The organism is Grimontia sedimenti (genome assembly GCF_011045095.1).
In the GTDB taxonomy this organism is placed as follows: domain Bacteria; phylum Pseudomonadota; class Gammaproteobacteria; order Enterobacterales; family Vibrionaceae; genus Enterovibrio; species Enterovibrio sedimenti.
The window spans coordinates 1-16,107 of the sequence record NZ_JAALDL010000022.1; the positions used below are offsets into that span (position 1 = coordinate 1).

At 50.2% G+C, this 16,107-nt stretch carries 13 protein-coding genes; 10 read left to right on the forward strand and 3 right to left on the reverse strand.

Annotated features, from left to right (window positions below):
• The 9 genes from G5S52_RS20945 to rpoC all read left to right on the forward strand — a co-directional run.
• Nucleotides 1–211: EF-Tu C-terminal domain-related protein (locus G5S52_RS20945; protein ID WP_497707163.1), on the forward strand; the 211-nt coding region annotated here is incomplete at its 5' end.
• Nucleotides 212–431: 220 nt separating this feature from the next.
• Nucleotides 432–803 (forward strand): preprotein translocase subunit SecE, encoded by a 372-nt coding sequence (secE, locus tag G5S52_RS20950; protein ID WP_002542047.1) that lies wholly within the window; start codon nucleotides 432–434, stop codon nucleotides 801–803.
• A gap of 10 nt (nucleotides 804–813) precedes the next feature.
• A complete protein-coding gene (nusG, locus tag G5S52_RS20955) occupies nucleotides 814–1,359 on the forward strand; it encodes a transcription termination/antitermination protein NusG (protein WP_002542046.1) in 546 nt (181 codons plus the stop codon).
• Nucleotides 1,360–1,483: 124 nt separating this feature from the next.
• The gene (gene rplK, locus G5S52_RS20960) at nucleotides 1,484–1,912 is read left to right on the forward strand and encodes a 50S ribosomal protein L11 (protein ID WP_002542045.1); all 429 of its coding nucleotides are present in this window, start codon (nucleotides 1,484–1,486) and stop codon (nucleotides 1,910–1,912) included.
• Between the two features lie 4 nt (nucleotides 1,913–1,916).
• Nucleotides 1,917–2,621: a 50S ribosomal protein L1 gene (rplA, locus tag G5S52_RS20965; protein WP_002542043.1), complete on the forward strand. Its 705-nt coding sequence runs from the start codon at nucleotides 1,917–1,919 to the stop codon at nucleotides 2,619–2,621.
• Between the two features lie 233 nt (nucleotides 2,622–2,854).
• Complete coding sequence (gene rplJ, locus G5S52_RS20970) at nucleotides 2,855–3,343, forward strand: 50S ribosomal protein L10 (RefSeq protein ID WP_002542041.1); 489 nt, start codon at nucleotides 2,855–2,857, stop codon at nucleotides 3,341–3,343.
• Between the two features lie 60 nt (nucleotides 3,344–3,403).
• Entirely contained in the window at nucleotides 3,404–3,772 is a 369-nt protein-coding gene (gene rplL / locus G5S52_RS20975; protein WP_002542039.1) for a 50S ribosomal protein L7/L12, read from the forward strand.
• 228 nt (nucleotides 3,773–4,000) lie between these two features.
• Complete coding sequence (rpoB, locus tag G5S52_RS20980) at nucleotides 4,001–8,026, forward strand: DNA-directed RNA polymerase subunit beta (protein ID WP_002542037.1); 4,026 nt, start codon at nucleotides 4,001–4,003, stop codon at nucleotides 8,024–8,026.
• 142 nt (nucleotides 8,027–8,168) lie between these two features.
• Nucleotides 8,169–12,383, forward strand: a complete 4,215-nt coding sequence (gene rpoC, locus G5S52_RS20985; RefSeq protein WP_165018230.1) for a DNA-directed RNA polymerase subunit beta' — start codon at nucleotides 8,169–8,171, stop codon at nucleotides 12,381–12,383.
• A gap of 187 nt (nucleotides 12,384–12,570) precedes the next feature.
• On the opposite strand, the gene rsd is transcribed toward rpoC, so the two are convergent.
• Nucleotides 12,571–13,050 carry a sigma D regulator gene (gene rsd, locus G5S52_RS20990; protein ID WP_165018232.1) on the reverse strand — a complete coding sequence of 160 codons (480 nt, stop codon included), beginning with the start codon at nucleotides 13,048–13,050 and terminating at the stop codon, nucleotides 12,571–12,573.
• A 142-nt stretch (nucleotides 13,051–13,192) separates the two neighbouring features.
• On the opposite strand from rsd, the gene nudC reads away from it, so the two are divergent.
• Nucleotides 13,193–13,951: an NAD(+) diphosphatase gene (nudC, locus tag G5S52_RS20995; protein WP_165018235.1), complete on the forward strand. Its 759-nt coding sequence runs from the start codon at nucleotides 13,193–13,195 to the stop codon at nucleotides 13,949–13,951.
• Nucleotides 13,952–13,988: 37 nt separating this feature from the next.
• On the opposite strand, the gene G5S52_RS21000 is transcribed toward nudC, so the two are convergent.
• Together G5S52_RS21000 and G5S52_RS21005 are read right to left on the reverse strand one after the other, a co-directional pair.
• Nucleotides 13,989–15,092: an acetoin dehydrogenase dihydrolipoyllysine-residue acetyltransferase subunit gene (locus tag G5S52_RS21000; RefSeq protein ID WP_165018237.1), complete on the reverse strand. Its 1,104-nt coding sequence runs from the start codon at nucleotides 15,090–15,092 to the stop codon at nucleotides 13,989–13,991.
• Complete coding sequence (locus G5S52_RS21005) at nucleotides 15,089–16,102, reverse strand: alpha-ketoacid dehydrogenase subunit beta (RefSeq protein ID WP_165018313.1); 1,014 nt, start codon at nucleotides 16,100–16,102, stop codon at nucleotides 15,089–15,091. Before G5S52_RS21005 ends, G5S52_RS21000 begins: the two co-directional genes overlap by 4 nt.
• Nucleotides 16,103–16,107 lie beyond the last annotated feature (5 nt).

Here is a 16,107-nt window from a genome sequence, read left to right on the forward strand (position 1 = left end):
AGGCTACCGTCCACAGTTCTACTTCCGTACTACTGACGTGACCGGTACTATCGAACTGCCAGAAGGCGTTGAGATGGTAATGCCAGGCGACAACATCCAGATGGTTGTAACTCTGATTGCACCAATCGCGATGGATGAAGGTCTGCGCTTCGCAATCCGTGAAGGCGGCCGTACTGTTGGTGCGGGTGTTGTTGCTAAAATCATCGAATAAGATTTGACGACACACTAGCAAAAAGGGCATCATTTGATGCCCTTTTTCTGCGCCAAATCTTTGGATTGGACTTTTTTTCACCGATTTGCCGCAGTGGACATTGTTTTAGGGATAAGAAAATAGATGGTCATATGAATTTAAATCTATTTTCCTTGTTCTTTTACCTCGCTGACGCGAGGTTGTTGTCGTCTATGAAGTAGACTAGTTACAGGTAGAATGTATGAAAGCGAATGCTGAAGCCCAAACCGGGTCAATGGACGCCCTGAAATGGGTTGTGGTCTTTGCCTTATTGGCCGTAGCGGTAGTGGGAAATAGCCTGTACAGTGATATGTCTGTCGTGCTACGCGCTGCTGCAGTTGTTGTGTTAGTTGCCGCCGCTGGTGGTGTTGCTGCACTGACTGCCAAAGGTAAAGCAGCGATCACCTTTGCACGTGAATCGCGTATGGAAGTGCGTAAAGTGGTATGGCCTACTCGCCAGGAAACTTTGCAAACCACTCTCATCGTTCTGGCTGTCACTGTCGTCATGGCGCTCATCCTGTGGGGCATCGACGGAATCATGGTCCGTCTGGTCCGCCTATTCACTGGCGTGTGAGGTTAACTACATGAGCGAAGCTCCAAAAAAACGTTGGTATGTTGTTCAGGCTTTCTCTGGTTTCGAAGGCCGTGTAGCGAAGTCGCTGAAAGAACATATCAAAATGCACGAGATGGAAGACTTCTTTGGTGAGGTACTGGTACCAACCGAGGAAGTGGTTGAAATGCGCGCAGGACAGCGTCGTAAGAGCGAGCGTAAGTTCTTCCCAGGTTATGTTCTGGTTCAGATGCTGATGAACGATGAGTCATGGCACCTGGTGCGTAGCGTACCACGTGTAATGGGCTTCATCGGCGGTACACCAGATCGTCCAGCGCCGATTTCTGATAAAGAAGCAGACGCTATTTTGAACCGTCTGGAGAAAGCGAGCGAATCGCCAGTACACAAAACTGTGTATGAAGCGGGTGAAGTTATCCGTGTTACTGAAGGCCCATTTGCGGACTTCAATGGTGTGGTAGAAGAAGTCGATTACGAGAAGAGCCGCCTGAAGGTGTCTGTCTCTATCTTCGGCCGTGCGACACCGGTAGAACTGGAATTCAGCCAAGTAGAAAAATCCTGATCATTTTTTGCTCGGTAACAGTTGCGAGGGGCGCGAAATTTGAATACAATTTCGCGCCCTTTTGTTAAACGGGGAGTCTGCTTGTCAAAAGTAGACGTTTGAACCCAAATTTAGGTATTTAGTAATGGCTAAAAAAGTAGAAGCTTACATCAAGCTGCAAGTTGCAGCTGGTATGGCTAACCCAAGTCCACCAGTTGGTCCAGCTCTGGGTCAGCACGGCGTGAACATCATGGAATTCTGTAAAGCGTTCAACGCACGTACAGAATCTCTAGAGAAAGGTCTGCCAACTCCAGTAGTTATCTCTGTATACAGCGACCGTTCTTTCACTTTCGAAATGAAGACTCCACCTGCAGCAATTCTGTTGAAGAAAGCAGCAGGTATTAAGTCTGGTTCAGGCCGTCCTAACACTGAGAAAGTTGGTACTGTTACCGACGCTCAGATCCAGGAAATCGCTGAAACTAAAGCGAAAGACATGACTGGTGCAGACATTGAAGCGATGAAACGCTCAATCGCCGGTACCGCTCGTTCAATGGGTCTGGTAGTAGAGGGTTAAGACAATGGCAAAACTGACTAAGCGCATGCGCGTAATCCGCGAGAAAGTTGATGTGACTCGTGAGTACGACATCAACGAAGCTGTTGCTCTTCTGAAAGAACTGGCTACTGCTAAATTCGTTGAAAGTGTAGACGTTGCTGTTAACCTGGGCATCGATGCACGTAAATCAGACCAAAACGTTCGTGGCGCAACTGTACTGCCACACGGTACTGGCCGTGACATCCGCGTAGCGGTATTCACTCAAGGTGCGAACGCTGAAGCTGCTAAAGAAGCGGGTGCTGACATCGTTGGTATGGAAGACCTGGCTGAGCAAGTTAAGAAAGGCGAAATGAACTTCGACGTAGTTATCGCATCTCCAGATGCAATGCGCGTTGTAGGTCAGCTGGGTACTATCCTGGGTCCTCGCGGTCTGATGCCAAACCCGAAAGTTGGTACTGTAACTCCTAACGTTGCTGAAGCAGTTAAGAACGCTAAAGCTGGTCAGGTTCGTTACCGTAACGACAAGAACGGTATCATCCACACCACCATCGGTAAGGTTGACTTCGACGCTGACAAGCTGAAAGGTAACCTGGAAGCTCTGCTGGTAGCTCTGAAGAAAGCTAAGCCCTCTTCAGCGAAAGGCGCTTTCATCAAGAAAGTGAGCATCTCTACCACTATGGGTGCAGGTGTTGCGGTTGACCAGAACACTCTGGACGCACAAGCAAACTAATTGCTTGAAGCGATGAGTTGCTGTATAATTCGTCGCTTCAAATTTATGGCTAAGTTCGGCTTGCCGAACTTCGTCCAAGACCGTAGGCGTCTTACATAAGTAAGACTTAATCGTTACCTACGTAGACGGTGCCAGGAACATGATAGATATATTTCTTTCTTGGATCTGCGCCGTAATTACTCTCCTGCTGTGAAGCAGCGAGTGGTGTAAAAACAATCCAGGAGCAAATCCAAATGGCATTAAATCTTCAAGACAAAAAAGCAATTGTTGCTGAAGTCAACGAAGCTGCCAGCGGTGCCCTGTCTGCAGTTGTAGCTGATTCTCGCGGCGTAACAGTTGGCGCGATGACTTCTCTTCGTAAACAAGCGCGTGAAGCGGGTGTTTACATGAAAGTTGTTCGTAACACACTGGCTCGTCGTGCAGTAGACGGTACTGACTACGAATGTCTGAAAGACATCTTTGTTGGTCCTACACTGATTGCGTTCTCTACTGAGCACCCAGGTGCTGCAGCGCGTCTTTTCAAAGACTTCGCGAAAGAGAACAAAGATTTCGAGATCAAAGCTGCTGCATTCGAAGGCGCGCTGACTAACGCTGACGTACTGGCAACGCTGCCAACTTACGACGAAGCTATCGCACGTCTGATGATGTGCATGAAAGAAGCGTCTGCTGGCAAGCTGGTTCGCACTATCGCGGCTGTTCGCGATCAGAAAGAAGCTGCGTAATTCGCATTGCTTTTTACTGGTTGCTATTTAAACTAATTGTTGACTTTAAAGAGAATTGTTATGTCTATCACTAACGAGCAAATCCTAGACGCAGTTGCAGAAATGTCTGTAATGCAAGTTGTTGAACTGATCGAAGCTATGGAAGAGAAGTTCGGTGTTTCTGCTGCTGCAGCAGTTGTTGCTGGCGGCGCTGCTGCTGGTGAAGCTGCAGAAGAGCAAACTGAATTCGACGTAATCCTGACTGCTGCTGGTGCAAACAAAGTTGCAGTAATCAAAGCAGTTCGCGGCGCGACTGGTCTGGGCCTGAAAGAAGCGAAAGCAGTTGTTGACGGCGCTCCAGCACCTCTGAAAGAAGCTGTTTCTAAAGAAGAAGCAGAAGCTCTGAAGAAAGATCTGGAAGAAGCTGGTGCTTCTGTTGAAGTTAAGTAATTATTGCTTAGCTTCTTAGCCTGAAAAGGCTAATGGCTGGTGGCTAAATAGCCACCGGCCTTTTTGCGCTGTAGGGCAGTGGTGAATTTTGCACCCCGTTTAGTCACTGCTGACCATGCAAACACATCGGAATTAACCCTCTGATGTTCCTACAGTAAACGGTGGTTATTAGTTACTGTCCCTCAGTCTGGACAGTTTGGGTCACTTATCAGCGAGCTGAGGAACCCTATGGTTTACTCTTATACCGAGAAAAAGCGTATCCGTAAGGATTTTGGTAAGCGTCCTCAAGTTCTGGACGTGCCATACTTGCTGTCGATCCAGCTTGATTCTTTTGAAAAGTTTATCGAGCAGGATCCAGAAGGGCAATACGGTCTTGAAGCTGCCTTTCGCTCTGTCTTTCCGATTCAGAGCTACAACGGCAATTCCGAGCTGCAATACGTTAGCTATCGTCTCGGTGAGCCAGTTTTCGATGTTAAAGAATGTCAGATCCGTGGCGTAACTTACTCTGCACCACTGCGCGTTAAACTGCGCCTGGTGATGTTTGACAAAGATGCACCTGCTGGCACCGTAAAAGACATCAAAGAGCAAGAAGTCTACATGGGTGAAATTCCACTCATGACGGACAATGGTACCTTTGTTATTAACGGTACTGAGAGGGTTATCGTATCCCAGCTGCATCGTAGCCCGGGCGTCTTCTTCGACAGCGATAAGGGTAAAACCCATTCCTCAGGTAAAGTGCTGTATAACGCGCGTATCATTCCATACCGTGGTTCATGGTTGGACTTTGAATTCGATCCTAAGGACCTGCTGTACGTACGTATTGACCGTCGTCGTAAGCTGCCTGCATCGATCATCCTGCGTGCGTTGGAATACACCACCGACCAGATCTTGGACATGTTCTTCGAGAAAGTTGTTTTCGAAGTTCAGGGCAAGTCACTGGTGATGGAATTGGTACCTGATCGTCTTCGTGGTGAAACTGCGAGCTTCGATATTGAAGCTGACGGTAAGGTATACATCGAGCAAGGTCGCCGCATCACTGCGCGCCACATTCGCCAGCTCGAAAAAGACGGCGTGAAACAAATTGAAGTCCCTGTTGAGTACATCGTGGGCAAAGTTGCTGCACGTGACTACATCAACGAGGAAACCGGTGAGATCATCGCTGGTGCTAACCAAGAGCTGAGCCTAGAAACTCTGGCGCTTCTGTCTCAGGCTGGCCACAAGAAGATCGAAACCCTGTTCACCAACGACCTGGATCACGGACCGTACATGTCTGATACCCTGCGTATCGACAGCACGACTGACCGTCTGACCGCGTTGGTTGAAATCTACCGCATGATGCGTCCTGGTGAGCCACCAACGCGTGAAGCAGCAGAACAGTTGTTCGAAAGCCTGTTCTTCTCAGAAGATCGTTACGATCTGTCTGCTGTAGGCCGTATGAAGTTCAACAGCTCCCTGACTCGTGAAGAAATGACCGGTCCCGGCGTACTGAGCCACGATGACATCATTGAAGTGATGCGCAAGCTGATCGATATCCGTAACGGTATCGGTGAGGTGGACGATATCGACCACCTGGGCAACCGTCGTATCCGCTCTGTTGGTGAAATGGCTGAGAACCAGTTCCGTGTGGGTCTGGTACGTGTTGAGCGTGCGGTTAAAGAGCGTCTGAGCCTTGGCGATCTCGACAACGTGATGCCACAGGATCTGATCAACGCTAAGCCTATCTCTGCGGCGGTTAAAGAGTTCTTTGGCTCTTCTCAGCTGTCACAGTTTATGGACCAGAACAACCCGCTGTCAGAAGTTACGCACAAGCGTCGTATTTCTGCACTGGGTCCAGGCGGTCTGACGCGTGAACGCGCAGGCTTTGAAGTTCGAGACGTACACGCAACCCACTACGGTCGCCTGTGTCCTATCGAAACGCCTGAAGGTCCAAACATCGGTCTGATCAACTCGCTTTCAGCGTTTGCGCGTACTAACCCGTACGGCTTCCTGGAAACGCCTTACCGTAAAGTTGTTGACGGTAAAGTGTCCGATGACATCGACTACCTATCTGCGATTGAGGAAGGTCAGTTCGTTATCGCGCAGGCAAACGCTGCGCTGAACGAAGACGGCTCTTTCACAGATGAATTGATCACTGCTCGTCAGAAAGGTGAATCAGGTCTGCACCCACGTGACCATGTTCAGTACATGGACGTTGCAACCAACCAGGTTGTATCTGTGGCGGCATCTCTGATCCCGTTCCTTGAGCACGACGATGCTAACCGTGCACTTATGGGTGCGAACATGCAACGTCAGGCAGTACCAACTCTGCGCGCCGATAAGCCGCTGGTAGGTACTGGTATTGAACGTGCAGTAGCGGTTGACTCGGGCGTAACAGCTGTTGCGAAACGCGGCGGTATGGTTCAGTCCGTAGACGCATCACGTATCGTTATTAAGGTTAATGAAGATGAGCTGGTACCAGGCGAAGCAGGTATCGACATCTACAACCTGACGAAGTACACCCGTTCTAACCAGAACACCTGTATCAACCAGCGTCCATGTGTGATGCCAGGCGAGCCTGTGCAGCGCGGTGACGTACTGGCAGACGGTCCTTCGACTGACCTGGGTGAACTGGCACTTGGCCAGAACATGCGTATCGCGTTCATGCCTTGGAACGGTTACAACTTCGAGGACTCCATCCTTGTATCTGAGCGCGTAGTCCAGGAAGACCGCCTGACTACCATCCACATTCAGGAACTCCAGTGTGTGGCGCGTGATACTAAACTGGGTAGCGAAGAAATTACTGCTGACATCCCTAACGTGGGTGAGGCTGCGCTGTCTAAGCTTGACGAATCTGGTGTTGTATACATCGGTGCGGAAGTGAAAGGCGGCGACATTCTGGTAGGTAAAGTGACGCCTAAAGGCGAAACTCAGCTAACTCCAGAAGAAAAACTGCTACGTGCAATCTTCGGTGAGAAAGCGTCTGACGTGAAAGACTCTTCTCTGCGTGTTCCTAACGGCGTATCTGGTACGGTTATCGACGTACAAGTATTCACCCGTGATGGTGTAGAGAAAGACAAGCGTGCGCTTGAAATCGAAGAAATGCAGCTGAAAGAAGCCAAGAAAGACCTGACAGAAGAGTTCTCTATTCTGGAAGGTGGTCTGGTAGCACGTGTTCGTGGCGTACTGGCAAATGCTGGTTACAGCCAAGACAAACTGGCGAACATGGATCGTCAGGCGATGCTTTCTCAGACTCTTGACGACGAAGCACTGCAAACTCAGCTGGAGCAACTGGCTGAGCAGTACGACGAACTGAAAGCTGACTTCGATAAGAAGTTCGACACCAAACGCCGTAAGATCACTCAGGGTGACGATCTGGCACCGGGCGTCCTTAAGATTGTTAAGGTATACCTGGCTGTTAAACGTCGTATCCAGCCTGGTGATAAGATGGCGGGTCGTCACGGTAACAAGGGTGTTATCTCTAAGATCAACCCTGTTGAAGACATGCCGTATGACGAAACTGGTGAGCCAGTAGATATCGTACTGAACCCACTGGGTGTACCGTCTCGTATGAACATCGGTCAGATCCTTGAAACCCACCTTGGCCTGGCGGCTAAAGGTATCGGTAACAAGATCAACAAGATGATCAAAGAGCAGCAAGAACTGGCGAAATTCCGTGAGTTCCTGCAGAAGGTTTACGATCTGGGTGACACGCGTCAGAAAGTGGACATCAGTACGCTGACTGACGAAGAAGTGCATACGCTGATCAAGAACCTGCGAAGCGGTCTGCCAATCGCAACCCCTGTGTTCGATGGTGCACCAGAGCCGGCAATCAAAGAACTGTTGAAATTGGGTGACCTGCCAGAATCTGGTCAGCTGAACCTGTTCGACGGTCGTACTGGTGAGAAGTTTGAGCGTCCTGTAACTGTTGGTTACATGTACATGCTGAAACTGAACCACTTGGTTGACGATAAGATGCACGCCCGTTCTACCGGTTCTTACAGCCTTGTTACTCAGCAGCCGCTGGGTGGTAAAGCTCAGTTCGGTGGTCAGCGTTTCGGTGAGATGGAAGTGTGGGCGCTGGAAGCATACGGCGCAGCATACACCCTGCAGGAAATGCTGACTGTTAAGTCGGATGACGTGAACGGTCGTACGAAGATGTATAAGAACATCGTCGACGGCGATCACCGCATGGAACCGGGTATGCCGGAATCTTTCAACGTACTGCTGAAAGAAATCCGCTCGTTGGGTATCAACATCGAGCTGGAAGACGAATAAGCCCAGGCTTGTTTGCACTTCCCAGCGTAAAATGAGATGCAGCAATAAGGCTGCATCTCAAATACAAAGGGAATTTCCGGTATCAATATGAAAGTGCAGAGTGTCTGCACTTTTATGGGTCAACTCCTCACAGGAGCCGAATGTGAAAGACTTACTTAAGTTTCTGAAAGCACAGCACAAGACCGAAGAATTTGATGCAATCAAAATCGGTCTTGCTTCACCAGACATGATCCGTTCATGGTCTTTCGGTGAAGTGAAAAAGCCAGAAACCATTAACTACCGTACCTTTAAGCCTGAGCGTGACGGTCTGTTCTGTGCACGTATCTTTGGCCCGGTAAAAGACTACGAATGTCTTTGTGGTAAATACAAGCGCCTGAAGCACCGTGGCGTGATCTGTGAAAAATGTGGTGTTGAAGTTACTCAGACCAAAGTACGTCGTGAGCGTATGGGTCACATTGAGCTGGCTTCACCTGTTGCCCACATCTGGTTCCTGAAATCACTGCCTAGCCGTATCGGTTTGCTGATGGACATGCCTCTGCGTGACATCGAGCGTGTTCTGTACTTCGAATCATACGTTGTGATCGAACCAGGCATGACCGATCTTGAGCGTAGCCAAATGCTGTCTGAAGAACAGTATCTGGACGCGTTGGAGCAATGGGGTGATGAATTCGACGCTCGTATGGGTGCCGAAGCAGTGAAAGCCCTGCTGGCGAACATGGACCTGGCAGCTGAAGCTGAACTGATGCGCGAAGAGCTGGAAGAAACCAACTCTGAAACCAAGCGCAAGAAAATCACCAAGCGCCTGAAGCTTGTTGAAGCATTCCTGCAGTCTGGAAACAATCCTGAGTGGATGATCCTGACTGTTCTTCCAGTACTGCCGCCGGATCTGCGTCCGCTGGTACCACTGGATGGCGGTCGTTTCGCGACATCAGATCTGAACGATCTGTACCGTCGTGTTATCAACCGTAACAACCGTCTGAAGCGCCTGCTGGATCTGGCTGCACCTGACATCATCGTACGTAACGAAAAACGTATGCTGCAAGAGTCAGTTGACGCCCTGCTGGACAACGGTCGCCGTGGTCGTGCCATTACTGGTTCGAACAAGCGTCCTCTGAAGTCTCTGGCTGACATGATCAAAGGTAAGCAAGGTCGTTTCCGTCAGAACCTGCTTGGTAAGCGTGTAGACTACTCTGGCCGTTCGGTAATCACCGTTGGTCCATACCTGCGTCTGCACCAGTGTGGTCTTCCTAAGAAGATGGCACTTGAGCTGTTCAAACCATTTATCTACGGCAAGCTGGAAGCTCGTGGTCTGGCGACCACCATCAAAGCGGCTAAGAAGATGGTAGAGCGCGAAGAAGCGGTCGTTTGGGATATTCTGGATGAAGTTATCCGTGAACACCCAGTACTGCTGAACCGTGCACCGACACTTCACCGTCTGGGTATTCAGGCGTTTGAGCCAGTGCTCATTGAAGGTAAAGCAATCCAACTGCACCCACTCGTTTGTGCGGCATACAACGCCGACTTCGATGGTGACCAGATGGCTGTTCACGTACCTCTGACACTGGAAGCACAGCTAGAAGCGCGTGCTCTGATGATGTCGACCAACAACATCCTGTCTCCTGCGTCCGGTGATCCAATCATCGTACCTTCTCAGGACGTTGTATTGGGTCTGTACTACATGACCCGTGAGAAAGTTAACGCGAAAGGTGAAGCACTTTACCTGTCTGGCCCTGCGGAAGCTGAAAAAGCATACCGTACTGGCAGCGCAGAACTGCACGCACGCGTTAAGGTTCGTATCAAAGAAGTGCTGTTCGACGAATTGGGTAACCGCTCTGAGAAAGTTGAGCTGGTGGACACCACTGTTGGTCGTGCAATGCTGTGGCAAATCGTGCCTGAAGGCCTGCCATACAGCATCGTTAACCAGGCGCTGGGCAAGAAGCAAATCTCTGCTCTGCTGAACACCTGTTACCGTGCACTGGGTCTGAAAGATACCGTTATCTTCGCTGACCAAATCATGTACACCGGTTTCGCTTACGCGGCACTGTCTGGTGTATCTGTTGGTATCGACGACATGGTTATCCCGCAGGCTAAATACGACCTGATCGAAGCGGCAGAAGCTGAAGTTGCTGAGATCCAGGAGCAGTTCCAGTCTGGTCTTGTTACTGCCGGCGAACGTTACAACAAAGTTATCGATATCTGGGCTGCAGCGAACGAACAAGTTGCTAAAGCGATGATGGATAACCTGTCTTTCGACACCGTGATTAACCGTGATGGTGAAGAAGAAGAGCAGAAGTCGTTCAACAGCGTATACATGATGGCCGACTCAGGTGCTCGTGGTTCTGCTGCACAGATTCGTCAGTTGGCGGGTATGCGTGGTCTGATGGCGAAACCAGATGGCTCGATCATCGAAACGCCTATCACGGCAAACTTCCGTGAAGGTCTGAACGTACTTCAGTACTTCATCTCGACGCACGGTGCACGTAAAGGTCTTGCGGATACCGCACTGAAGACTGCGAACTCCGGTTACCTGACCCGTCGTCTGGTAGACGTAGCTCAAGACGTTGTAGTAACTGAAACTGACTGTGGTACCTCAGAAGGTATCAACATGATGGCAGTTATCGAAGGTGGTGACGTTAAAGAAGCACTGCGTGAGCGTGTTCTGGGCCGTGTGGTTGCAGAAGACGTACTCAAGCCAGGTACTGATGAAGTACTGGCGCCACGCAACACCCTGCTTGATGAGAAGTGGTGTGACATCCTGGAGCAGAACTCTGTAGACCAGGTGAAAGTGCGTTCTGTCGTAACCTGTGAAACTGACTTCGGTTGTTGTGCAAACTGTTACGGTCGCGACCTGGCTCGTGGTCACATTGTTAACCACGGCGAGTCTGTTGGTGTTATCGCGGCACAGTCAATCGGTGAACCAGGTACCCAGCTGACGATGCGTACGTTCCACATCGGTGGTGCGGCATCTCGTGCGGCAGCAGAAAGCAGCATCCAGGTGAAGAACAACGGTTCTATGCACCTGCACAATGCGAAGTTCGTTACTAACAACGCTGGCAAGCTGGTGATCACTTCACGTGCATCTGAGCTGACTATCGTTGACGAGTTCGGTCGTACCAAGGAAAGCTACAAGCTGCCTTACGGTTGTGTACTGAGCAAGAAAGATGGCGATGCTGTTAACGCGGGCGAAACCGTGGCTAACTGGGATCCGCACACCATGCCGATCATCACCGAAGTAGAAGGTCGCATCGAGTTCGTTGACATGATTGACGGTGTTACCGTTCAACGTCAAACGGATGAGCTGACCGGTCTGTCTTCAATGGTGGTTCTGGATGCTGCAGAGCGTACATCAGCAGGTAAAGACATGCGTCCTACCGTTCGTCTGATTGATGCATCTGGTAACGCGGTGATGATCCCGGGTACTGATATGCCTGCACAATACTTCCTGCCTGGTAAAGCAATTGTCCAGCTGGAAGACGGTGCAAACGTAGGTGTGGGTGATACTCTGTCTCGTATTCCTCAGGAATCTGGCGGTACGAAAGATATCACCGGTGGTCTGCCACGCGTTGCGGACCTGTTCGAAGCTCGTAAGCCTAAAGAGCCTGCAATTCTGGCAGAGATCACGGGTGCAGTTTCCTTCGGTAAAGAAACCAAAGGTAAACGCCGCCTGATCATCACGCCAACTGACGGTTCTCCATACGAAGAGATGATTCCTAAGTGGCGTCAGCTGAACGTATTTGAAGGTGAGAAAGTTGAGAAAGGTGACGTCATCGCCGATGGTCCAGAATCTCCACACGACATTCTGCGTCTTCGTGGCGTGCGTGCGGTAACTGAGTACATCACTAACGAAGTACAAGACGTTTACCGTCTGCAGGGCGTTAAGATTAACGATAAGCACATCGAGACTATCGTTCGTCAGATGCTGCGCAAAGTAACTATCCTGTCTTCAGGCGACTCTGAGTTCCTGGAAGGCGAGCAGGTAGAATACTCTCGCGTCACTATCGCGAACCGTATGCTGGAAGCGGAAGGCAAACAGCCTGCAAGCTTCGAGCGCGATCTGCTGGGTATCACCAAAGCGTCTCTGGCAACTGAATCGTTCATCTCTGCGGCATCGTTCCAGGAAACGACCCGCGTACTGACCGAAGCAGCTGTATCTGGCAAGCGCGACGAACTGCGCGGCCTGAAAGAGAACGTAATCGTTGGTCGTCTGATCCCTGCGGGTACCGGTTTTGCTTACCACAAGTCGCGCCAAGCGCGTCGCAACGTGGTAGAAGAACCAGTAGCTCCGCAAATCGATGCTGAACAAGCATCTCAGGATCTGGCAGCACTGCTGAACGCAGGTCTGAGCGACGACAACTAATCTCGCGTCATGACTGATAAAAGGCATCCTTCGGGGTGCCTTTTTTATTGCCTGAATTTCAGTAAGTCAGAGACTATCTGAGAAGCGAGAAGCGAGAAGCGAGAAGCGAGAAGCGAGAAGCGAGAAGCGGAGTCTAGAAAACCGGCTGATGAATAACATCAACCGGAAGGACTGAGAACGTTATATATTAAGCGCCGGGAGGAATTGCTAAGCTGTCCGCAATCAGCTGGATCAGCATGTCTTCTTTTTCGAAGCGCATTTCCATGATTTCGCCAACAGTAGAAATGTCGCTGTCAAAACCCGCGAAATTGTCGTCATCTAAGACAAACCCACTGTACTTGTCATTGAAGTTCAGAAGGGGCTCTGTCGTTTCTACTATATGTAAGTAGAGACCATCAATCTCTTCGTTGGTGGAGAAACCAGTGGCTTTCCAACGCTCCATGACCATGTCATAGATTTTGAAGTGACCCGCGGAGATATAGTCCACCAAGGCTTCACAGAAGCGATTCAATTCTTCTTCGGTTGGCAGACAGGTTTTATTGTTGCCAGAAAGACCAGCTACTTTGCAGTACTGAACCAGCAGTTCCTGTCTTAACGTTAACCAGTAGTCGATCACATCACTGTAACCGCCCCACTGTTGTTGTGCTTTTTCGAGTTTATTAAGCATGACCACGTTCCTCATGATCAGCGCACCTGAGCGCTTTTATAGGATTACAGCCATATCAATCAGGCCATCAATTGTCTAACATCAGGTTACTGATTTTAGAGTGCCTCAAATCGCCCGGCCAAGCAAGGATCGAAGTGTTGTTATGTCTGATCAAAAAGATCTTGTATATCTGTGTTGTGTAACTAAAGGACAACTCTGGTTGGCGGATCACAACCTTCCACTTATCTCTAAAAATCAATTGGATAAATGGGTTAAGGCAAGCTACGCCATAGGACACTTTGATGGGCATGAGGTTGTGTATGCGTATGGGCACCACAGTGCACGTGAAACTGAGCTGGCTGGATTGCGATCTTTGTTACACCTGCCCGGGGAATTGTTCAATCTCGCAGGGCGCGCTATTCAGATTGATTACATGCGTGATTCTCAGGTGTTTTGTAGCCGTTGTGGCAGTAAAAACCGTTTTGAGCCGTCTCATCCTGCGATGGTATGCGATGCCTGTGAGACGGTTCATTATCCACGGGTTTCACCTTGTGTGATTGTGGCTGTTAAAAAGGGCGGTCAAATTCTGTTGGCTCATCATCCTCGCCATAAAAACGGTATGTATACAGTGATTGCCGGTTTTGTCGAAGTGGGAGAGACGCTGGAGCAATGTGTTGCCCGTGAGGTGAAGGAAGAAACAGGAATAGATGTTAGTAACATCCGCTACTTTGACAGTCAGCCTTGGGCTTTTCCCTCCAACCTGATGATGGGGTTTGTCGCAGACTATGAGAGCGGTGAGATTAATCCAGACTATGAAGAGCTCACGGACGCGCAGTGGTTTGATGTCGATGACTTGCCGCTGGTGGCACCGGAAGGGACCATTGCCAGACGCTTGATTGAAGCGGTCAAAGTGCAGAATTAAGGGATGCAGAACATCCCTTTTTAGTGGTTACCGGAACCTATTGGGTGTGGGAAAGGATGAGGGCATTAACTGCTGCCGCTTGCTCCATCTGCACCATATGTCCAGCCCCTGCGAGAACGTGCACTTCTGCATTGCTGATGTTTGAAGCGTGCGAGGCAGGGATTACCGCATATGACTCGCCCCAAATCACAAGCGGTGACGGAATAGCATCTAAGTCCAGCGCAACGCCTTGGGTGCCATCCACAAAAAGCTGATCGGCGAGCGTGTTCAGTGAGGTTTTTACTCCATCAAGCCGTTTGTATTTGAGAACATCATCGACCAGATTACGCGTGACCAAACTACTGTCTGCAAAAAGCAGCTGCAAGACAGGTTTTAGGGTTTTCCGGCTTTCTGAATCGACAAAGCCACGGATGTAGTTGCTGTTGATGTCTTTCCCAAGGCCAGCGCTGCCAATCAAAGTCAGCGAAGCGACCTTATTGGGATGGAGCCTTGCGAGTTCACCACTAATAAGCCCGCCCATCGAATGACCGACCAAATGGGCTCTCTCAATATCGAGCTTATCCATCACAGTCACGACGGTGTTGATGAGGTCGTTAAACTGCACATCTGCTGAAATCGCTGACTGTCCGTGGTTTGGAAGATCAAGCGCCAGCACAGGCGCTTTTTCGGCAAGGGCATCCAGATTAAACAACCAGTTATCCAAGTCGCCGCCAAAGCCATGTATCAGCACATAAGGTATTCCAGATGCGTCGGCATTCTGATGACTGTATCGAATGCGTCCTGCGTCGGTGTCGATAAATGCATAGGCGGAGGCTGCTTCTTCCTCGTCTCCTTCTTCGGAAGAGGGCTGAACAAAGGCGGCGATATAGGCATCGACTTCTTCGTCTGTCACCTCTGGTGGCGCAAGCACACCGAGCAGTGCCTGAACCGAATATACATCTCCTTCCACTGCAACCTTGCGTCTTAGGAGCCCTGCATCCGGCGCTTCCACCTCGCTGGCAATCTTGTCGGTTTCCACATCCATGATCACCTGACCGACTTCAACGGTGTCGCCCTCGTCGACATGCCAATCAGTGAGGGTGCCTTCCTTCATGGAAAGCCCCCATTTGGGCATCACCACAGGTATGATCTTCTCACTCATTTATTTGCCCCCATCGTTCGGTTTACGGCGCTGACAATGTCGTTAACGGTCGGTACATAGATATCTTCCAGTGATGGAGAGAAAGGCACGGGAGTATGGGGAGGGGTCACCATGGCAATCGGTGCTTTTAGTGACGAGAAGGCTGACTCAGCCACTTGTGCAGAAACGTCTGCAGCGATTGAGCAGCGTGGGCTGGCTTCGTCTATACACACCAAACGACCTGTTTCTTCGACGCTTTCCACCACAGTATCGATATCAAGTGGGGAGAGGGTGCGTAAGTCAATCACCTCACATTGCACGCCTTGTTTCGCCAGTTGCTCAGCCGCTTCCATTGCACGTGTGACGGTCAGACCATAAGACACCAGAGTGACGTCTTTACCTTCACGAAGTACATTGGCTTCGCCAAAAGGAATGGCATAAGGGGCTTCCGGCACATCAGATTCGGTGGCATAGAGGTTTTTATGCTCAAGGAAGATCACTGGGTCATTGTCTCGGATGGACTGAATAAGCAGCCCCTTGGCATCGTAGGCATTTGATGGGCAAACAACCTTTAGCCCCGGAATATGAGTGAAAAGAGGCGTGAGCATCTGGCTGTGTTGTGCTGCGGCTCTAAAACCAGCGCCGCACATGGCGCGGATCACAACTGGCGTTTCTGCTTTACCCCCAAACATATAGCGGAACTTGGCGGCTTGGTTGAAAATCTGATCGAAGCAGACGCCCATAAAATCGATAAACATCAGCTCTGCGATCGGACGGAGCCCGCAGGTTGCAGCGCCAATGGCAGCGCCCACATAGGCACTTTCCGATAGAGGTGTATCCATCATCTGGTTAGGATGTTTGGCATAAAGCCCTTTTGTGACACCAAGCACGCCGCCCCATGCATCGTCTTCACCCGGTGCGCCGGTACCGCCGACAATGTCTTCGCCCATCATGATTACGTTAGGATCACGGGACATTTCCTGATCGATTGCTTCGTTAATTGCATCCTTGATTGATAGTGTTCTGGCCATCATCA